The organism is Mycobacterium sp. Aquia_213 (assembly GCF_026625985.1).
GTDB lineage: Bacteria > Actinomycetota > Actinomycetes > Mycobacteriales > Mycobacteriaceae > Mycobacterium.
Genome location: NZ_CP113116.1, coordinates 893,382 through 912,893, shown reverse-complemented (window position 1 = coordinate 912,893; position 19,512 = coordinate 893,382). Strand labels below are relative to the sequence as shown.

16 protein-coding genes and 1 pseudogene are annotated in these 19,512 nt (G+C 64.6%); 3 read left to right on the top strand and 14 right to left on the bottom strand.

Going from position 1 to position 19,512, the window contains the following annotated elements; genetic code table 11:
* Positions 1-23: 23 nt before the first annotated feature.
* The 8 genes and pseudogenes from ispH to LMQ14_RS04430 form a co-directional block, all read right to left on the bottom strand.
* Complete coding sequence (gene ispH / locus LMQ14_RS04465) at positions 24-995, bottom strand: 4-hydroxy-3-methylbut-2-enyl diphosphate reductase (protein WP_324291129.1); 972 nt, start codon at positions 993-995, stop codon at positions 24-26.
* Positions 996-1,318: 323 nt separating this feature from the next.
* The gene (gene shc / locus LMQ14_RS04460) at positions 1,319-3,229 is read right to left on the bottom strand and encodes a squalene--hopene cyclase (RefSeq protein WP_267733622.1); all 1,911 of its coding nucleotides are present in this window, start codon (positions 3,227-3,229) and stop codon (positions 1,319-1,321) included.
* Positions 3,230-4,246 carry a polyprenyl synthetase family protein gene (locus tag LMQ14_RS04455; RefSeq protein WP_324291103.1) on the bottom strand — a complete coding sequence of 339 codons (1,017 nt, stop codon included), beginning with the start codon at positions 4,244-4,246 and terminating at the stop codon, positions 3,230-3,232.
* A complete protein-coding gene (gene hpnE / locus LMQ14_RS04450; protein WP_267733621.1) occupies positions 4,243-5,595 on the bottom strand; it encodes a hydroxysqualene dehydroxylase HpnE in 1,353 nt (450 codons plus the stop codon). The genes LMQ14_RS04455 and hpnE overlap by 4 nt, the downstream gene beginning before the upstream one ends.
* Positions 5,592-6,446, bottom strand: a complete 855-nt coding sequence (gene hpnD / locus LMQ14_RS04445) for a presqualene diphosphate synthase HpnD (protein WP_324291102.1) — start codon at positions 6,444-6,446, stop codon at positions 5,592-5,594. The genes hpnE and hpnD overlap by 4 nt, the downstream gene beginning before the upstream one ends.
* Positions 6,443-7,267, bottom strand: a complete 825-nt coding sequence (gene hpnC, locus LMQ14_RS04440) for a squalene synthase HpnC (RefSeq protein WP_267733620.1) — start codon at positions 7,265-7,267, stop codon at positions 6,443-6,445. Before hpnC ends, hpnD begins: the two co-directional genes overlap by 4 nt.
* Positions 7,268-7,951: 684 nt before the next feature.
* Positions 7,952-8,625: pseudogene (locus tag LMQ14_RS04435) on the bottom strand (SDR family oxidoreductase); the annotation flags it as partial.
* 389 nt (positions 8,626-9,014) lie between these two features.
* Positions 9,015-9,404, bottom strand: a complete 390-nt coding sequence (locus LMQ14_RS04430) for a hypothetical protein (RefSeq protein ID WP_267735342.1) — start codon at positions 9,402-9,404, stop codon at positions 9,015-9,017.
* Between the two features lie 212 nt (positions 9,405-9,616).
* On the opposite strand from LMQ14_RS04430, the gene LMQ14_RS04425 reads away from it, so the two are divergent.
* From LMQ14_RS04425 to LMQ14_RS04415, 3 genes are all read left to right on the top strand, one after another.
* Positions 9,617-10,366: a hypothetical protein gene (locus tag LMQ14_RS04425; RefSeq protein WP_267733619.1), complete on the top strand. Its 750-nt coding sequence runs from the start codon at positions 9,617-9,619 to the stop codon at positions 10,364-10,366.
* Positions 10,363-11,004 (top strand): hypothetical protein, encoded by a 642-nt coding sequence (locus LMQ14_RS04420; RefSeq protein WP_267733618.1) that lies wholly within the window; start codon positions 10,363-10,365, stop codon positions 11,002-11,004. Before LMQ14_RS04425 ends, LMQ14_RS04420 begins: the two co-directional genes overlap by 4 nt.
* A 130-nt stretch (positions 11,005-11,134) precedes the next feature.
* On the top strand, positions 11,135-11,656 hold the full coding sequence (locus LMQ14_RS04415) for a hypothetical protein (protein WP_267735341.1): 522 nt from the start codon (positions 11,135-11,137) through the stop codon (positions 11,654-11,656).
* Between the two features lie 81 nt (positions 11,657-11,737).
* Here the strand turns inward: LMQ14_RS04415 and LMQ14_RS04410 are convergent, their stop codons facing one another.
* The 6 genes from LMQ14_RS04410 to LMQ14_RS04385 are packed head-to-tail and all read right to left on the bottom strand — an operon-like array spanning position 11,738 to position 19,455.
* On the bottom strand, positions 11,738-13,486 hold the full coding sequence (locus LMQ14_RS04410) for an MCE family protein (protein ID WP_267733617.1): 1,749 nt from the start codon (positions 13,484-13,486) through the stop codon (positions 11,738-11,740).
* Positions 13,487-14,743, bottom strand: a complete 1,257-nt coding sequence (locus tag LMQ14_RS04405; protein ID WP_267733616.1) for an MCE family protein — start codon at positions 14,741-14,743, stop codon at positions 13,487-13,489. It abuts the gene before it with no gap.
* Positions 14,740-16,158, bottom strand: coding sequence for an MCE family protein (locus LMQ14_RS04400; RefSeq protein ID WP_267733615.1), 1,419 nt, complete (start codon positions 16,156-16,158; stop codon positions 14,740-14,742). Before LMQ14_RS04400 ends, LMQ14_RS04405 begins: the two co-directional genes overlap by 4 nt.
* Positions 16,155-17,273, bottom strand: a complete 1,119-nt coding sequence (locus tag LMQ14_RS04395; protein ID WP_267733614.1) for an MCE family protein — start codon at positions 17,271-17,273, stop codon at positions 16,155-16,157. The genes LMQ14_RS04400 and LMQ14_RS04395 overlap by 4 nt, the downstream gene beginning before the upstream one ends.
* Positions 17,273-18,295, bottom strand: coding sequence for an MCE family protein (locus LMQ14_RS04390; RefSeq protein ID WP_267733613.1), 1,023 nt, complete (start codon positions 18,293-18,295; stop codon positions 17,273-17,275). Before LMQ14_RS04390 ends, LMQ14_RS04395 begins: the two co-directional genes overlap by 1 nt.
* Positions 18,292-19,455, bottom strand: a complete 1,164-nt coding sequence (locus LMQ14_RS04385; protein WP_267735340.1) for an MCE family protein — start codon at positions 19,453-19,455, stop codon at positions 18,292-18,294. Before LMQ14_RS04385 ends, LMQ14_RS04390 begins: the two co-directional genes overlap by 4 nt.
* Positions 19,456-19,512: the final 57 nt, after the last annotated feature.

Below are 19,512 nucleotides of genomic sequence, written 5' to 3'. Positions count from 1 at the left end.
GGTAGACATGGAGCCTCGCCACTTCATCTCACCTCCAGAGGAAGACTGAACTCGATGTCCTCGTCGGCCACGACCGCTTCCCGGACGGTGGTCTGCCCAAGTCCAGACAGAGTTCGCACCAGCTCGTCCACCAGATGTGGCGGCGCGGATGCTCCCGCCGTCACACCGACCCGGCGAGCGCCCGCCAGCCAGCGTAAATCGACGGCACCAGCATCCTCCACGAGATATGCTGTGGTGCCACATCTTTCGGCTACTTCTACCAAACGGTGGGAGTTCGAGGAGTTGTCCGAACCTAACACAAGAACGAGATCGCAGTGCGCGGCGACCTCGCGGACGGCCGCCTGGCGGTTGGTCGTCGCGTAGCAGATGTCCTCCTGCGGCGGCGAGACGATTGCCGGAAAACGTTCTCGGAGAACCGCCGCGGTGTGTTCGGTCTCATCGGCGGCAAGGGTGGTTTGGGTGACGTAGGCCACCTTGTCAGGATTAGTCGGCCGGACTAGTTCCGCCTCAGCGGGACTGCTCACCACCACTACGTTTTCTGGTGCCTCACCGCGGCTGCCCACTACTTCCTCGTGCTCGTCGTGGCCGATGAGGACCACGGTATTCCCATTGCCCGCGAAACGGCGTACTTCAGCGTGCACCTTTGCCACGAGAGGACACGTCGCGTCAATCACGCGCAATCCGCGCGCGTGGGCCTCATGGCGCACCGACGGCGCGACACCATGCGCAGCAAGGACTACCGTGCTACCGCCGGGCACTTCGTCGACCTCATCGACGAATACCGCGCCGCGCGTCTCGAGATCACCCACGACATAACGGTTGTGCACGATCTGGCGGCGCACGTACACCGGTGCGCCGAAATGTCGCAGTGCCCGTTCGACGATCTCGATCGCCCGATCCACACCTGCGCAGAAAGAGCGTGGCCCGGCCAGCATGATGTCGCGGTCGCCCACCGCGGCTGCCCACTGGTGAATCGCCGGTCCGGCAGTGCCCATAACGGTTCGCGCCTCGTCTGCGCTGCGGGCGTTGATGCGTAGTGCGACGGTCTGCTCAGCGCCCGCAGTCGCGGCACATGCCCACTCGGCCTCGACGGCAAGGGGACCGAGATGCACCCGAAGTCCAAGCCGCCGCAAGGAATTCGCGACAAGCGGGCCGGCGTGTGTCGTCCACACCGTGCCGTCGTAACGTAATTCGCTTGCCACGGCGAGGTCTCCGGGATGCGGCCCCGCGGTCGACGGGTCCGCAATGTCGGCGACCAGCACGGGCCCGGACGGCCCGGGCCGCTCCTGCCTCATCGGCAGGTACACGACCGCCGACCTCATGTGCGTGCCCGCAGATAACGACCTAGCGCCCAGATCGGAAACACCAGCTTGTACATCTCGTAGTTGATATACATGTCGACCGGGAATCCGGTACCGGTGAAATGCTGCTCGTCCCATCCGCCGTCGGGGCGCTGGGTGGTTACCAACCACGCGATCCCCCGTTGCACCGCCTCGGTGTCATCCCCGACCGCTAACAGGGCGAGCAACGCCCACGCGGTCTGTGACGGAGTCGACGCCCCGCGCCCCACCCAGGCACGGTCGACGTACGAGCGCGCGTCCTCCCCCCACCCGCCGTCGTCGTTTTGGTGCCGCTTCAACCAATCCACCGCGGAACGGATCGGCACCGCTCCGGCGTCAACGCCGGCCGCGATCAATGCCGGCACCACCGCGCCCGTTCCGTAGACGTAATTGACGCCCCACCGGCCGTACCAGGAACCGTCCGGCTCCTGGTGATCGAGCAGCCATCGCACGCCCCGCTCGCATCGCTCGGCGTGGGCCCCCTCGGTGGCGAGCATCTCGACGACGTGCGCGGTGACGTCGGCCGACGGCGGGTCGGTGACCGCACCGAAGTCGCAGAACGGCAGCTTGGTCACCAGCGTGCTGGTGTTGTCGGCGTCGAACGCACCCCAGCCGCCGTCGCCCGACTGCATGCCCGCAGTCCAGTCCACCGCCACATCGACTGCGGCGGCGACCCGGGCGGCGTCGGGATGCTTGACGCGGCTCAGGCCCAGGATGACCTCGGCGGTGTCGTCGGTGTCGGGGTAATTGTCGTTGGCGAACTCGAATGCCCATGCGCCGGGCGTCAATTCGGGACGGCGCACGTGCCAATCCCCGGGTCGGGTGATCTGCTTGTCGAGCAGCCAGTCGGTGGCGCGCAACACCGCCGGGTCGTCTGGGGCCACGCCCGCGTCCAGCAGTGCCGCCAGTGACAGCGCGGTGTCCCACACCGGTGACTGGCAGCCCTCGAGTCGGCGGGTGGGCCCGTCTGGAGTGTCCTCGTGGAGGAGGAAGCCGTCGAGCCCGGCGAGGCCGGCGCGCACCGCGGGATGGTCCATCGGATAGCCCATAAGATGCAGTGCCAGAATCGAATACACCGTCGGTGGCTGGATGCCACCCCACGCGCCGTCGGCTTCCTGGCGGGCCAGGATCCATTCGAGCGCCTGCTTCATCGCTGAGGTTCGCAGCGGCCGCACCGGATGCCGCGCGTACCAGTGCAGCGCTTTGTCGAGCCGCTGGAACATACCGGCGATGGTCCACGGCCAGTCGAGCTTGCGGGGCCGTCCCGACCGCAGCTCGTTGATCCCGAATGACCGAGGGCGCACCGGTTTTAGCGTGCAGACGATCATCAGCGGCACAATCGTTCCGCGTGCCCAGCAGCCCCAGTCGTAGATGTTCAGCGGCGCCCACGAGGGGAAGAATATGAGCTCCGGCGGCAGCTCCGGACAGTCGTCCCACGACCATAAACCGGACAGCGAAAACCATATTCGCGTGAATACGCGACTGTTTTCGACTCCACCTGCGCCGCGCACAAACTCGGCCGCTTTGGCCATGTGCGGCTCCGCCGGGCCGTCCCCGGCCAATCGCAAAGCCACCCAGGCCTCGGCCGAGGTGGACAGATCGCCCGGACCGCCGGGATATACCGACCAGCTACCGTCCGCGCGCTGCTGCGAGCGGATCCATCGTGCGGTGGGCTCGGTTGCCTCGGGTGTCAGGATGCCCAGGAACGCGCGCATCAACAGATCCTCGGCGTCCATGGTCACGTTGGTGTCGAGCGCGCCCTTCCATCCGCCGCCCCGATGCTGCTGCGACCGCAGCTGGCGCACCGCGGCATCCAACGCGGCTCGTACCTCGCAGAGATCATCTGGGGTGGGTGCCGGTTCGGGTATCCGGTTCGGTGCCGTCGACATCTATGCCTCTCTATCGATGAGGTAGCGGGCCAGTGCGCGCAGCTGGCCGGCTGGCTCGGATACGGCCCCGGCTTGTGTGACGGCCTCGTCGGCCAGGGCGGCGCGGCGGGCGGCCTCATCGGTCGCCCATGCGCGTCCGCCCCCTTGTTCGACAAGCTCGGCAATGTCGGCCAGTTCGGCATCGGTCGGGTCGCGCGACTCGTCGTCCAGCCAAGCGGCGAGCTGGCGACCCGCCGCCCCGCCGTTCTCGATCACCCAGGTGACCGGCAGGGTCTTCTTGTGCGACCGCAGATCGGAATACACTGGCTTGCCGGTCATTTCAGGTTGGCCCCAGATACCGAGCAGATCGTCGACGAGCTGGAACGCGACGCCAAGGTGATCGCCGTAGGCGGCCAGCGCGTCGGTCATTTCCGTAGGCGCACCGGTCAGCACCGCGCCGATTGCCGCGCTGACCGAAATCAGTGCCCCGGTCTTGCCCCGCGCCATGTCTATGCACTCGTCGAGACTCACGGCGCGGCGGCTCTCGAAAGCGATGTCGAGAGTCTGCCCCCGGATCAATTCCCTGGTGGCGGCTGCGAGCATCGCTTCGGCGGTGCGTGCGTGCGGCGAACGCAGGTCCAGCAGCACCTCATGCGCGAGCGACAGCATCGCGTCCCCCGCCAGCACCGCGGTCGGGGCACCCCACTGCGCCCAGACGGTGGGCCGATGCCGGCGCTCGGCGTCGCCATCTATCAGATCGTCATGTACCAACGAAAAGTTGTGTACCAGTTCAACGGCCACTGCGCCGGGCAGTGCCGCTTCCGGCTCGGCGCCCGCGACCCCGGCACCCAACAGCGCCAGGGCGGGCCGAATAGCCTTGCCGCCGTTGGTATTAGTCGGGGCACCGTCCTTATCGCACCAGCCGAGGTGGTAGGAGGTCACGAGCCGGGTGCTCGGGTCGAGCCGGTGCACCATCTTGCGCAGCAGCGGCGTGATCGATTCGCGCGCATCATTCAACGTTTGGACTATCGGCGTCATACCGCCTCCGTCGATAGCGATCTCGCGTCGGCGAGCAGCGCGGCGGCCGCGGCGTCACCGCTGCGCACCGCGCCCTCCATCGTCGCGGGCCATTCGGTGGCCGTCCACGCCCCGGCCAGGTATACACCCGACATCGCCGTACGCGCAGGTGGTCGCAGCCGGGCCGTCCCGGGCGATGGGCGAAAGGTCGCCTCCCGCTCGCGTGTCACGAAAAAGTCTCGCAGTTCTGCGGATTCGAGCCCCGGCAGGATCGACTTGAGGGCGGGCAGGAAGCGACCGCGCAGGGTAGCGGTGGGCACGTCGATCAACTCGTCGGCGGCCGAGAGCGACACGGCAAGGTACTGGCCCGAGGTCAGCCCGCTTTGCTGGGTGCGGTCGAATACCCACTGCACCTCACTATCGACTGCCGCGACAAACGGCTCCCGCAACACCGTGCGATCGAGGATTAGGTGCAGGTTGATAATCGGTGAACTGCCAAGTCGCCGCGACCATCCCGGCGCTAAGTCCACCGCGCCATCGGGCAGCACATCTTCGGCAGCAGTCGGCGGCACCGCCAGAATGACGGCGTCGAAGCGGGCCGAGCCCGTGTCGGTTTCCACATTCCATCCGTCATTGTCTCGGCACAGCGACCGCACCACGGTTCGAAGCTGGACCGTGGCGCCCGTCTTGGCGAGGGCATCGGCGGCGGTGTCGCCGTGCAGCCGCTGCAACGGCACCGCAGACCAACCGATGTCGCCGCTGCAGTTGTCGCGCAGCATGCCGATCTGAAACACGGTGGCCGCCAGGGACAGCGACGCGTCGTCGGCGCGGGCGTTGAGGGTCGCGATGCCGACGAGCTCCCACAAGTTATGCACGGCACTGGCGCTTTGACCGTGCTCGCGCAGCCAGTCGCCGAAGGCACGCTGGTCGGTGGCCGGGTCAGCGGCGTCGACCGCCCGCAGCGCCAACGCCGCGCGGGCGAATCGCAGGCGATCGCCGAGATCCAGCCACGGGTAGCGCGCCAGCGACCCGGCCAGGTGCAGCGGCGCGGGCCAGCCCGTGCGCCGCAGCCGCGCGGCACGGGAGGGACTCCGAACGGCGATGTCGAGCCGCGGCTGCAGCGTGGTCATGTGCTCGGCGCCGAGCCGTTGCACCAGCGAGCGGTAAGCCGTGCAGCAGCGCAGGAACACGTGTTGGCCGTTGTCCACCCACAGCTCGCCGCGGCGGAATGAACAGGTCAATCCACCCAACCGGGGCCGGGCCTCGTACAGCGTCACGGCGGCCCCGGCATCGGCGCAGCGCAACGCGGCGGTGATCCCGGCCAGGCCGCCGCCGATTACGGCGAGGCGGGACGACGCGGCGCCGGTCATAACGCCGCCCTGGCCAATGCGACGGCGGCAACTCGCGCCTTTTGGGTTCCCGACAGCGACAGCCGCCGGTCGTACACGCTCGCCGGCGAAGTCTTGATGATGGTGAGCAAATGACGGTAGATGCCGGACATGGCCAGGCAGCACGCGGCGCTGCGCCGGTCCAGATGCGGAATCAGCCTGAGCCCCAACGAGTACCAATCTTCGGCACGCCCGGAGCAGAACCGGAGTAGCGCAGCGAGCTGTCCGTCCGGGTCGTCGAGTTCGCCGAGCTCGTCGACCGTCAAACGGACGCCGTACCGATCGAGTTCGCCTTGTGGCAGATAGATTCGGCCGTTGAGCAGGTCCTCGCGCACGTCGCGCAGGATGTTGGTCTGCTGCAGCGCAATGCCGAGCTGGTCGGCGTAGCGCGACGTACGCGGTTCGACCGGCCCGAAGATCGAAAGGCACAGCCGTCCGATCGATCCGGCCACCCGCCGGCAGTACACGACCAGGTCGGCAAAATCCTGGTAGGTAACGCCTTCCACATCCATCTGCACGCCGTCGATCAGTTCCTCGAATGCCGATACCGGAACGGGGAACCGGCGCGCCGAGTCGGCGACGGCCACTAGCACGGGATCGGACGAATGATCTAGATTTCCAAGTGATTTCCGCACCAACGACAGTTCGGCCACTTTCTGCTCGGGCGGCAGATCGCCGTCGCCGATATCGTCGATCCGCCGCGCAAGCGCGTACACCGCGCACAACGCGGACCGTTTATCCGATGGCAGGAGCCGGATGCCGTAGTGAAAGTTCAACGCCTGGGTACGGGTGATGTCTTCCGCGACGCGGTACGCGTCCTCCAGCGTGCTCATCGGGCCCATTCCGTTGGAGCGCGAAGCAACAACGCGGCGGCCGAGCAGGCGACATCGCGGCGGCGAGCCCTGGCCGGGCGGCCCAGCACGTCGCCGCGTGTGCGACGCAACCCTTTCGCGGCGGCGCGCCCGCCCGCGATGTAACCGGCAACCACGACGCGTGCCCATCCCGTCAGCCGCCGTACTAGCGGCGCACCGGACTCGAGTAGTGCTGCGGCGCGGCCGATCTCAAACATCATCAACTCGCGAAGGGCTTCGGTGGCGTGAGGCCGGTCGAGGTCCGTTTCACCCACGCCGTAGGCCGCGAGGTCTTCTCGAGGCAGGTAGACGCGGCCCGCGCGCCGGTCTTCGGCGACGTCTTGCCAGTGTTCAAGCAGTTGCAACGCCCGACATACCCGGTCCGACAGTTCCGCCGCCTCCGGCGAATGCTGGTCGAACACGTTGAGCACCAACCGTCCCACCGGGTCAGCGGAGAGCCGGCAATACCCGATCAGTTCTTCGAACGTCTCGTACCTCGAGACGCGTTGGTCAATCAGGTTGGCCTCAATGAGGCGGTCAAATGGTTCGGCGGTCAGGCCGTGCGCCTGCACCGTCGGCGCGAGTGCCTGCAGGACCCCCGACCGCGGCGCGCTACCCCGCCAGATTCGGTGGAGATCGGCGCGGAAGTCATTCAGCGCGGCAACGCGATCCCCTGGTGCGGTGTCGCCGAGGTCGTCGATCGTGCGAGCAATCGCGTAAATCGCATGGAGGTCATCGCGCACTGCTTTCGGTATGAAGCGCAGCGCGACCGGGAAGTTCTCGTCTTTTTCGCGGACCCGCAACGCTGCGGACGTCGACGATTCAACGGGATGAACGCGCGGCGGTGACTCCGCCGGGCTTGCGACCGGTTGCCGCGTTCGTTCGGGCTCACCGCGAGTTAAATCGCTGTTACCGAGGAAGTTCACTCGCATCGGTCGGCGCCCCGGCCACGTATATCAGGTGAACGGTTGACGCAATAATGATCCGGGCCAAAGCCTGGTCCGGACAAGGAGTGGGAAGCACCGGCGGCAGCGGCCATCTCGTCAAGAGACCTGTGCGGTCGCGAGGACTTCAGCTGCGCCGCTACTCGCCGTATAGCCATAACACCTATTGGTTTTCAGACGGCCTTCACCGCCAAATTGAGGGTGCAACTGATGATTCGTCGCCGGGCGACGAATCAAGCGATGATGTTAGTCGGGTTAATTGGATCTGACCAGAGAATCGCGGTCTTAGCGGGCGGCGGGCGCCGCTGCTTGGGGGCCCTGAACAACGTTGTCCCGCAGCACCACAACGAAGGCAACCCGTTAGCTCCGTCGATGACCACGGGTCATGTAAAAACTGCCAACGCCTAGCTGCACAAATGCGATGAAATCTGCAATGGCGCACGGCCGGCGGAATATTCGGTACCGGCGGTACGGCCATTTTTCATTCAGTAAGTGTTGCGTTCGCAGTTGATCGGTAAGGGCTAGGTGAAGCGATTGATGTGCGATAGTGGCACAACCCGCAGCAGCTGCGTTATCGGCGCCCAGCGCCTTGACACCAATTGCGTTGTCGAGCATAGACATCCTGGAGCCGGATTTTGGGTTCATCTCCGACTTGATCTGACTCGGCTCCATCACCGATACCCTGATCGGGCCTTTGGCGTATTCGGCCCGCAGCGATTCCCCCAGCGAGCGCAGCCCAGCTTTACTGGCCGCACAGGCGGACCAGACACCCGGGATCCCCTCACGCAAAGCATCGAGGACATCAGCACCAGATGCCCAGAACCGATTGCCTGGAACATTTCCAACGCCGCTTCGATCTGAACCAGCGCGGCCACCAGGTTGGTCTCGATGATTGTCTTATTGGCCCCCAACTGACCCGAACCGAAGGGCGCGCCCGCGCCGATACCCGCAGAGACAATCACGCGGTCGACACCGCCCAATTCATCGCTGAGCTCGGCGAACACCTCTGGCACCTGCCCGTGGTCGTCCACATCCAGCCCAGCGACCACGATGTTGACGTTCGGATGCTGTTGAGATAGAACGGTTTTCAACTCGTCTAGCCGGTCGGTGCGGCGGGCACAAAGCGCGAGATTGCGCCCCTTGGCGGCGAACTCTCGTGCCGTCCCGGCACCCAAACCCGAACTCGCGCCGGTGATGAGGATGTTCCGCCGGGTCACCCGCACCCCGGAGCTGGTTGACCATTCCGCGCAGAATGATTGGCCCGAGCGCTTTTTCGATAGACGCCACATCACTCCGCCGGCAAGGCTTCGACCCCGTTTACGCACGCTGACAAAGAGATAGTGGATCGTGTCGCGTTCGCCAACGGGCTCGGCAAGCCGAATAGCCGCAGCGAGAAACCCATCGTCTCCAGCTCGTTGACGGCAAAACCCAGCCCGAACGGGAAGAGAGGAGGGGCATCGCAAAGCTGTCGCGCCTCTCGCAGCGACACTGCTTTCGGGACTCTGTTGTCCGACTGGTTGGCGTGATCGAGCGATGCCGCAGCGTCCTGTGTGTCGAACGTTGTCAACGCATCCGCCGATGGGCCAGCTGAACGGCAACGGTGCGGCTAGGTGTCGGCGCGGACCCAGCTCGAAATGCCGTCGTGGGCAATACAGATGAGGAACAGACCGTCGGGCGACTGCGCGACGTAGTTCAGGTAATTCTGGCAGTTGGCGTTTTCGTCCTTGACTCCAGCCATCGGAGGCGACCGGAACCATCGAGGCTGGTATCTCCGTGGCGAACCGCAGAACATCAGTCGGCCAGGCTCCGAGGAGAAGGAAACATAGCCGTCGGGAACACCGAAGGCGTAGTAAGTGGTGTTGTCACACGGCGCTCCGAGGACCTGATGCGGCATGATGCCCGGCGTGCAGGCGGGATAGTCGCAGACAGTCGGCCCGGCGAAGGAGGGCGGCGCCGCCAGCACACCGGTGCCGAGCAACGCGGCAAATAGGGCCACGATTAATCGCACTCGATCACTTTGCCACACCTGAAAAGAAAATTCTCCTAGTTGGAGAAGATCTCCTGAGCAAGAACCGCCGTCCGCGCGGGAGACCGCGAACGCTATTCGGCCGATTCCCTGACTGGCATGGATTTCCGCATGTAAGAGCCGTGAAGGGAGCTGCCTGAGAAAGGCGTTGAGCCCAGGCCGAAGTGATAAGCTGCCTCTCCGTGCACGATCCGGAGGGGCCTGACGCCGACGTCGACTCGGGCGCTGTAGCGCCAGTCGCGGAACCGGGCGCAGCAGACGAAGTCGCCACGGCCGAAGCGCGCGCCGAGGCGGCTCGGGCACGCCTTGCACGGCTACGTAAGGCAGCAGAAACCGGGGACGCGGACGACGATGCCGGGTCCCGGGATGTCGAGCAGCGCCCCGCCAAGCCGGCCCGGAAACGGCTACGATTGCCGCGTCGTCCCGCGCGTCCGCGATGGTTTCGCCGCCCGGGGCGGAAATCAATTGCGATCGGCGTCGGCATCGTGCTCGCCTCCGCTTCTCTCGGCGCGAGCGGTTACATGCTGTGGCAGCACCACACCGCGGTCCACAATCGGCAGCTCGCCGCGGAGTTCAGTGCAGCCGCCCGGCAAGCGGTCACGGCCCTGATGTCGATTGACCCCGATCATGCCAAGGATGACGTCCAGCGCATGATCGATGCCTCGACGGGCGACCAGAAGAACCAGCTGTCAGTGCTGTCGACGCTGATAGTCAAGAAGGCCGAGGAGACCAAGGTCGGCAGCAAGGTCACCGTGGAAGGCGTCGCGGTCGCGTCATTGAGCGACAATTCGGGAATCGTGCTCGTGGCGGCGAAAACCACTCCGACTGGCCCGGATAACGCCAAACCGCCGCCGGCCTTGTTTCGGGTCAGTGTCAATTTGGACCGAGACGGCGGTCAACTCAAGATGTCGAAAGTTGAATTCCTGCCATGAGTGTCGAGCGCGGCTCGTCGCTGGACAGCAACGAAACGGCGATTGAGAGCTCGGAGAATTCCCCCGACGACGAGGGTGAGCGGCCACCCGCTAGCGAGGAATCGGTACGCGTCCGCCGGCTGGCAGCGCTCCGGCCGTGGGCCCGTCGGTATTTGGCAAGGTGGCGTTCGATAGTCGCGACAACGTTCGTCATTGCTTCCGTGGCAGTGGCTGCCGGTGTGTACTTCATTTTGTACCGGCCGGATCAGCGGGTCGGCGATCCGACAGCACACCGGGCAATCCAGGCGGCGTCGGATGGCGCCGTGGCGGCGTTGTCGTATTCGTACGAGCATCTAAATCGCGATTTCGACAATGCGAAATCGCATCTCACCGGCGACTTTTTGGCCTACTACGACAAATTCACCGAAGATGTCGTCGCGCCGACTGCGCAGCAGGGGCAATTGACGGCGACCGCCAAGGTGATTCGGGCCGCAGTTTCGGATTTGCATCCCGATTCGGCCGTCGTGCTAGTTTTCGTCGACCAGACCACGGCAAGCGTGCAAAAGAAAGATCCCGAGAAGACGCAGAGCGCCATCCTGGTCACGGTGACAAAGGTCAACGATTCCTGGCTGATCGCGAAATTCGACCCGGTCGCATGAGCGCAGTAAATCTTCTTCCCAACCATTACCTGGTCGGCCGAAGCGGTGTAATGTCATCGCTCGAGAACGCCGCAACCGATGGCGAAAGCTGCCAGAGGACTGTCGGATGATGCGCTTCGAGGAGCACCTGATGCGTTCAGTGAAAACACTCACCACCGCAACGCTGGTGGCGGCCACCATCTTCGGCGGTTTAGCCGCGGCACCGACGGCCCGGGCAACAACCAAGGAAGAAGTGGCCATCAACGGGACGTTCCGCGTCACGTCGATCGGCGATTGGGCGCAGAGAAATGACCAATATTTCGGCGAGCCGACGGTCTACCAAACGTGGACCATCAGCTCGACGTGCACCAATTTCCAGGAATGCCATGGCATGGTGACGAGCGACCAGGGATGGAGCGCGCCCGCGTATTTACTTGATGGGGCGATGTGGAAGGTGAAGCGCGAAGTGCCGAATTGGGAGCGGTGCGAAGACGGTACCGCGTTCAGCGGACAGCAGACCTACTTCTTCTTCCCGGTGAACGACAATGGTGGATTCCAAATCGGATCGCCGACCCTGTCCGGTAAGGACAAGACAGTTGGCCCAAGCGGTGCCTGCGGGCAAAATCAGTGGCTTGATATCGCGATGCCGTTGCGCCTGGACCGACTCTCCTAGGCAGGCGGTCGTAGCTTCACTACCCCACCTCCCCCGCAAGCGCGGTAGTACCGCCATGTCGGGCATGGTTCCAGGGCGGCGTCAGGTGGGAAGCATGTCCTTCCACGTCTTGGGCGCTTTCGGAGCAACAAGATCCGACTGCTGATACAACTTCCCGTCCGGACCGACATAGCGCCCGGTGTGCGGATCGTACTTTGCCACCACGACCGAGGGCGCAGGCTTAGATGCCTTAGGCCCGAACGAACTTGGCGCAGCCTGGGGCTGTCCACCGTCGACCTGGTCCAGTGGCGCAGGAACGGCGGGCAGCGGTGGCGGCGGGGGTGGGGGCGCCGACGGTGCGGGAAGCTCTCCCGGCGAAGGGACGTCGAGTGGCGCGAAAGCCGGGATATCAGCCGACATTCGCGACATGGGCGCCAGCGTTGGTCCCGACGACGGCACGGGGGGGACAGCGGCTCCGGCCGTGCCCGATGGGGGACTTTCTCCCCGGGGCCCCGCGGGTGTGCCGCGCGGCACCGCTCCCGGCGGCAGCGGCGTTCCCTCGACCGGACCGAAGATTCTGTCGTTGGTGGTAATCCGGTCGTCGGGCGGGACGCCCTGGGCGAGCAGGTTCGGATCCAGTGGATAGGGACCGAGGGTGTGCTGGCGCATCGCCAGCGGCATGAACGGCTTGTCGCTGTTGCAGATTTCGACGGTCGGCGCGCGCTTACCCGGGTGCCCCATGCAGGGATAGTTGCGGGCACCGCGAACCGCGATCGGCGAATCCTGCGGGAGTTTGCAGTACAACCCGTCCGGTGTGTCGATGTCGCTGAGGTCGTCCGGGGATCGCCATGTGTTGGGTGGCATGAAGCCGACCGTGCAAATGGGCGGATCGTCGACCGTAGCTGCGAAGTCGCCGTAAGCCCTACCGTCGGGATGGTTTTCGCCGGCAGCGGCCTGCTCGATGGCAACCGAAGACGGCAGCAACACCAGCAGCTGCTCGATCGAGGGGTGGTATGTGACGCCGATTTGTCCGATTGTGGTCAGGTTGGCAAGCAATACCGGCAGCGTCGGTTTGATTTGTTCGAGAAGCCGGGATGCTTCGTCAGCTGCGTCAGGACCCTTTTGCAGGATGGTGCGGAAGTGGGAATCGTTGTCCACCAACGTATCTGAAATGCCGGCGAAGCTGCGTGCCCACGTCCGGATCGAATCGGTGGTGCGGGCTTGCGTATCCAATAGCGGCCCGGTGTCTTCGGTGAGGGCTCGGGTGCGATCGACGACGCCGTTGGAGTCGCGCGACAGTGTCTCCGAGGAATCGATCAGTGAGCCCAGGTCGTAGCCGGTACCGTTAAAGCCCTCGAAGGTCTCGTCGAGTAGTTGACCGAGTTTGGTCTTCGGAATGCTGCCGACCAACGCGTTGAGCTGCTCGAGCATCGGTCCGACCGCCTGCGGAATCGTCGTGTCGCGCATGGCGATAACTGAGCCGTCATGCAGGTAGGGTGGCGAATCGGTCTTGGGCCGCAAATCCACGTACTGTTCGCCTACCGCGGAGACACTGAGCACCGCCGCCGTCAGGTCCGCGGGCACCTTGGGTGAAGTGCTAAGCGACAGCGTCGCTTTCGCGCCGGTCGGCGTCAACCCCACCGAGGTGACCTTGCCCAGCTGAACCCCACGGTAGGTCACGTTGGAAAACTGGTACAAGCCGCCGGTGGCCGGCAGCTCCAGCGTCACGGTCATCCGGCCGATACCCAGCAGCGTCGGCGCTTGGATGTAGAAGAGGACCATCGCGATCACGCCAAGGGTCCCGACGATCGTGAAGATCCACAGCTGTAGCCGAACGAAGCGCGTCAGCATCTATCCGCCACTTCCCGTCGGTGCCGTTGCCGGCGGCGGCGCTTGACCAAGACCCGCATCTGGTATCGATGCACCCGGCGGGGGTCCGGGCAGCGGGACGCCAGGTGGGGGCCCGGGCAGGGGCAGCGCATTGGGATCGATCCACGGTGGCCGCACGGGATTATGCAGCGGATCGAGGGTGTAATTCATGCGATACGGGTCCCCGGGCACCGGCGGGACCGGCATATCCAGCTGCCCCCAGTGGGTCCCCAGGAACAGTCCCTTCTTGAGCCGTGGAATCGTCAGGTCGAAATCGAAATGCAGGTTGAAGTAGTCGCCTCGGACTGCTCGGTCGACGAAGTTCTGGGTGAACGGGAACACGAAGCCCGCCGCGATCGCCGCGCCGAACTCCGGTCCCACGTCGGCAAGTGCTTTGATGGTCGGCTCCAAGTTCTTCAGATTCTTGACCAGGTCGTCCTGCGCGTCGTTGACCAACCGGGTCGCGGTGTTGCTGAACACCCGAAGGTGATCGAGAGCCGCCGTCAACCGCGGGCGCTCCTTGATAAGTACATCGAGCGCCGGCGGAATCTTGTTCAGCGCCTCGGTCAGCACGTCGCGCTGCTCGGCGAAGGTGCCGGAAAGCCGGTTCAGCGCCTGGATGGAGGCGACAAGGTTGTCCCGCTGATCGTCCAGGGTCCCCACGAACGTGTCGAGGCGAGTGATCAGATCACGCACCGCGCCCTCGTTCCCGGACAGCGCGGTCGAGAAATTGTGGACGACCTCCCCGATCTGCCCCAGCCCGCCGCCGTTGACGACCGCGCCCAGCGACGACAACGTCTGCTCGGTCGACGGATAGGCGCTGGTCCGGCTCAGCGGAATCGTGGCACCCGGCTGCAACCGTCCGCTGCCCGACTGCCCGAGTGGGGTATTGAGCTCGACATGCATCGACCCCAACAGGCTGGTCTGACCGACGCTGGCCACCACATTGGCCGGCACGACCACATCGCGCTTCACCGAGATCTCAACATCGGCATGCCAGCCCTGCACCCGCATCTCACCGACACTGCCGACCACGACATCGTCGATCATCACCGGCGAATTCGACTCCATCGTCCCGACATTCGGCAACTCGACGTGATAGATGGTGGCCCCCGGCCCACGCCCCACCGCACCCGGCAACGGCAGCGAATTCAGGCCATGAAAGGCGCATCCCGACGCCGACACCACCACACAACAGCCCACGACCAACACCCGCCGAACCGCACCCCGAGCGATCATTGTTGTGGCCCTTCGGCCGGCAGCAGCATGTCCGACACACTCGGCGCCGGTGGCGGTGGCACGGGTGTCGACGGCGGGGGCGGCAGCGGCATCGCCGCGCCCGGTATCCGCCCCAGGGGCACCGACCCCGGCGGTCCCACCGGATCACCCGGCAGGCCGGTGTAGGCCGACACCGCAGGCGGGATTTCGGGTGCTGCGGGTTTCGGGCCCTCGCCGCCGGGCGCCAGGCGCGGTTCGGTGTAGAGGATCTTGGACGGGTCAACCGACTTGGATATGAACGGGTTCAGGGGAAGTGGCGAGTTGTTCCAGCTGGTTTGTCGCAATCCGGGACCTAGGAACAGGGAGCACAGCTTGCCCGATTCGACCGCGGTGATGTTCTCGACGGCGCCCATTTGGGTGCAGCCCGGTACGGACAGCAAAACCTGTCCCCCCCACGTCGGATTCGCCATATTCATGAGCCCGAATCCTCCCACGATGGTTCCGGTGTCGGCGTTGTAGTCGTTGAAGAAGTTGCCGAGCGCATTGGGCGCCGCGTGCAGAATGTTTTCCAGGGCCATGTGGTGATCGACCAGGTTCTGCGTGACGTCGGCCAACCTGGCGATCTGCTCGCTCGTCTGGTTGCGGGTGCCGGCGACGAACCGCTGCACCTCGCCGACCGCCGTCGACAGATCCGTGAGCGCCGCGTCCAGGTCGGATTTGCTGTCGTTGACAACGCTGGTGAGCGTGGCCAGACGCTCGTTGAACTGCACGATTTGGACGTTGCTGTCGCGCAGCGCAGCGACGAAAGTCTGCAGGTTTTTGATGATGTCGACGATGTTGCCGCTACCGTTGGCGAGGATCCGAGCCACGCCTGACAGTTGACCGAGTGTTTGCCGCAGCTTGTCACCATTGCCGTCGAGCGCGTTGGCGGCGCTGTCGATGAAACGACCCACGGACGTGCCCGACACCCCGCTTTTAGGTCCCAAATCCGTTGCCAGCCGCATCAACTGGGTTTTGACCTCGTCCCACTCGACCGGCACCGCAGTTCGCTCCACCGGTATCACAGCCCCATCGCTCATGACCGGCCCACTATCGCGATAAGCCGGTGAGAGCTGGACGTAGCGGGAGGCCACCAGATTCGGGGCGACGACAATCGCCTTAGCGGCCGCCGGAATGGGCACGTCGCGGTCGACCTCGAGGGTCATCTTGGCCTGCGTGCCCTGCGGCTGAATGGATTTGATGTTGCCGACTTTCACGCCCGAAACCCGCACCTCGTCATGGGGATAGATCGCGGTGGCGGTAGTGAAATAGGCGGTAATCGTCCTCGGGCCGAAGAACGTGTTGCGGACGACCACGGCCACGCCGACAACGATGAGCCCGACCAAGACAACCGCCGTCACGGCCGTCAGCCTGTTGCGCGGGATCCGGGGGGTCATTGTGATCCTCCGATCCTGCCGCCCAACGTGCAGCCAGGGCACTGTGGAATGGAGTTGTACGGCCATGGGGTTAGCGCCCGAGGTATCGGCGACGGGAAGCCGGGACCCTTGGAAGTGTCGAAGGTGCGGAATCCCCAGAGGTAGTCGAACAACTCCTGGAAGAGTTGCGGGATAAGGAAGTTCGGGGCGAACGCCTGGTAGGCATACATACCGGCGATGGCCTCGCCAACCGTGATCTGGAATTTGGCGAGACCCGGCAACGCTTTGCCGATGTTGTCGCGGTTCTTCTGCAGCACCTCGGTCACCCGATTCAGCCTCTCCAGCGTCGGTGCCAATGTGCTTTCGTTGTCGTGCACCAACGCCGTCAGCTGCTTGGCCACCACCGACGTGTTGGCCAACAGGTCCACGATCTCTTGTCGCCGCGCCACCAGGACTTGGAGCAGAGAGTCGGAGTTGAGGATGAGCTTGTTGACCTGCTGGCTGCGCTCGGAAAGTATGCCGGTGACGTCGCCGGCACTCTTGAAGAGCTCGCTCAGGTTCTTGTTACGACTGTTGAGGGTGCGGGATAACCGGGTGAGTGCGTCGAAGGCCGGCCCCATTTGGGGTGCGAGCTGGTCGAGCGTCGCCGCCAGAGTGTCCAACGACTCATTCAGCGCCGCGGTGTTGGTTCCCGCTGTGTCCGATGTTAAGTCGCTGACCGCTTCCGTCAACGAGTAAGGCGACGACGTGCGCGAAACCGGGATGAGAGCCATCGGATGCAGCGTGCCGCCGCCGGCAGACTCCAACGTCAGCATCCGCTCACCCAGCAACGAGCCGGTGCGGATATGCGCGGTGGTCTCCGACCCGAGCAGGACGTTGCCCTTCGTCGTGAACGTCACCAGAGCATCGCCGTGGTCCAGCGACACATCCGACACCGTGCCGACCTTTACCCCCGACACAATCACCGGGTTGCCCGATGCGATGCCGCCGGCTTCCGAAAACAGCGCCTGGTAGCGGACCATCGTCGCCCAAGCAATGAACCGGTCGGGCGACAAGCCCACCAGGATTACTAGCACCGCCAGGGCGACGCCGATGAGCCCGGCCTTGACCCGGCCACCTCCGCGATACTTAAGCATTAGGGTTCGGTGCACCTTCCTGCATCTGACCTGAAGATATTGGCGCGCACGGTCTTGCCCTGAAGATCCGTGCCGCGGATCCCGAACTGGCAGAGGTAATACGGGATGGTGGCGCCGTTCACACCGAGTCGCACCAGCTTGCGGTAGTTCCTGGGCGCCTTCTGGATTGCGGCATCGAGTCGATCCTTATCGCCATCGAGTATGGGCGCCAGCCGATTCAACTGGGCTATAGTGCCGGACAGCGGCGGGCGCGCCGCGGCAAGCAGATCCGCCAGCGAGGCGGTTCCCTTGTCCAAGGCGTCAATGGCGGGCCCAATCGTGTCTCGGTCCTGAGATAGCCCACTGACAAGCTGCTCGAGGCGATCGATCGCGCCGGAGAACTGGGCGCCGTCCTTGGACACCGTGCCGAGCACGATGTTGAGGTTGTCGATCAGTTGCTGCACGGTTTGATCGTTGTCGGCCAAGGCATTTGAAAACGACGTCGTCTTGGCGAACAGCGACTCGAGAGTCCCGCCTTGACCCTGAAACACCTGCAACAATCCTGAAGTCAGCGCGTTGACATCGCGCGCATTTAGACCCTGGGTAACGGGTTTCAGTCCGCCGAGCAGCAGATCGAGGTCAAGCGCAGGCGCGGTGCGGTTGACGGGAATCTGACCGCCGGCCGGCAGATGGTTGGTCGAGCCCGGACCGTCGATGAGTTCGAGGTAACGATCGCCCACCAGGTTGAGGTAGCGGACCGCGACCCTGGTGCCCTCGGTGAGAACGACGTTGCGGTCGGCATCGAACTTCACCACAACTTTCTTGTCCGGTTGCAGCGACACGCTATCGACCGTGCCCACCCGGATTCCGGCAACCCGCACCGACTGCCCCGGCTTGAGCCGCGACACATCGCTGAAGACTGCCGAATACTCGGTCGTCGAACCCGTCCGGTACTGGCCAAAGATGAAGAACAGGAAGGCGGTCAGCATCGCCATCACGACCGCGAAGGCCGCGAACTTGATCAGCGTGGCGCGCGTTCTCATCCCTGTTGTCCGATCTGAGCGGGGTTGCGTGGGGGGCCCTCGATCGGGCCATACAACAGCTGCTTGAGGCCGTCGAAGTTCAGAAGCAGCTGCGGGTTTCCGTAGCCCACGGGGTTAGCGCCGATATCGGTAATCAATTGCGGCGGGCTCGTATTGAACGGCAGCTTCGGTAGACCCACGCAGTGCGGGCCGCCCGTTGCCGCAACCTTGGGCAGGTTCGTCGGATAGCGATAACGTTCGGCGCCCCACGTGAGACTCGCCGAGATGTTGATGCTCGGTTCGGACAACGGCGCCCCGTGCGATAACTGTATGAGGCCGGCGAAACTGCAGGTGAGCGCCTCGTGGTATTCGCTGGTCAGATCAGTGGTCGGCACCAGCAGATGCATCACGTCCGTCAGCGGTTGGCGGTTCGCCGACAGGACGTCGTTGCCGATGTCGGCCAAGCCGATCGCGCTGATTAGCAATGCATCCAGGTTGCGCTGCTCGTCGACGATCGTCTTGCTAATCCGCGTCGCGTTGGAGGCGGTCTTCAACAGGTCCGGTGCCGCGTCGGCGTAGGCGTTGGCCACTACCGGTAAGACCGCAAGGTCATGCCTGAACGCGGGAAGGCTTGGCTCCAGCTTGGCCAGAAATGAATCCAAGTCGGCCAGGGATTGGCCGAGCTTTGGGCCGCGCCCACTGAACGCTTGTGCCAGCGCACCCAGTGACTCGTTGAGCTTCGGCGGATCGATCTGGGCCAGAACCGACACCAATTGCTGGAACACCGTGTTGATCTCGACCATGACGTGCTGGCCCTGCAACGTCTGGCCACCGTGCAGCCGCTGTGCCGAGGGCTGGGCGGGTTCGACCAGCTGGATCGACTTCGCGCCGAACACCGTCGATGACGCGATGTCGACCAGCACGTTGCCGGGAATGAAGCGCAACTGCGAGGGGTCCATCGCCAAGTGAATCGCCGCTTGGCCGTTGGGCAGCGGATCGATCGAGGCGACCTTGCCCACTTGCACGCCGCGCATCTTGACCTTGGCGTCCGGGTTCATGACCAGGCCGGCTCGTTGCGAAATTACGGTCAGCGGCACGGATTCGGTGAAGGAGCCCCGAAACAGACCGACCGCAACCGCGAAGATGACGACGATGACGATTAAGGTGGCCAGGCCCGCCAGTGGGCGCGCGTAGGACTGGGCGCCGAAATGGCGCCCAGGTGACGCGGCGACAGGAGA

What these genes read in the sequence shown, in the direction of transcription:
- ispH (WP_324291129.1), bottom strand. Translation starts at nt 995, where the DNA reads ATGGGCACTGCCGGACCGGCGATTCACCAGTGGGCAGCCGCGGTGGGC.
- shc (WP_267733622.1), bottom strand. Translation starts at nt 3,229, where the DNA reads ATGTCGACGGCACCGAACCGGATACCCGAACCGGCACCCACCCCAGAT.
- LMQ14_RS04455 (WP_324291103.1), bottom strand. Translation starts at nt 4,246, where the DNA reads ATGACGCCGATAGTCCAAACGTTGAATGATGCGCGCGAATCGATCACG.
- hpnE (WP_267733621.1), bottom strand. Translation starts at nt 5,595, where the DNA reads ATGACCGGCGCCGCGTCGTCCCGCCTCGCCGTAATCGGCGGCGGCCTG.
- hpnD (WP_324291102.1), bottom strand. Translation starts at nt 6,446, where the DNA reads ATGAGCACGCTGGAGGACGCGTACCGCGTCGCGGAAGACATCACCCGT.
- LMQ14_RS04420 (WP_267733618.1), top strand. Translation starts at nt 10,363, where the DNA reads ATGAGTGTCGAGCGCGGCTCGTCGCTGGACAGCAACGAAACGGCGATT.
- LMQ14_RS04415 (WP_267735341.1), top strand. Translation starts at nt 11,135, where the DNA reads ATGCGTTCAGTGAAAACACTCACCACCGCAACGCTGGTGGCGGCCACC.
- LMQ14_RS04410 (WP_267733617.1), bottom strand. Translation starts at nt 13,486, where the DNA reads ATGCTGACGCGCTTCGTTCGGCTACAGCTGTGGATCTTCACGATCGTC.
- LMQ14_RS04405 (WP_267733616.1), bottom strand. Translation starts at nt 14,743, where the DNA reads ATGATCGCTCGGGGTGCGGTTCGGCGGGTGTTGGTCGTGGGCTGTTGT.
- LMQ14_RS04400 (WP_267733615.1), bottom strand. Translation starts at nt 16,158, where the DNA reads ATGACCCCCCGGATCCCGCGCAACAGGCTGACGGCCGTGACGGCGGTT.
- LMQ14_RS04395 (WP_267733614.1), bottom strand. Translation starts at nt 17,273, where the DNA reads ATGCTTAAGTATCGCGGAGGTGGCCGGGTCAAGGCCGGGCTCATCGGC.
- LMQ14_RS04390 (WP_267733613.1), bottom strand. Translation starts at nt 18,295, where the DNA reads ATGAGAACGCGCGCCACGCTGATCAAGTTCGCGGCCTTCGCGGTCGTG.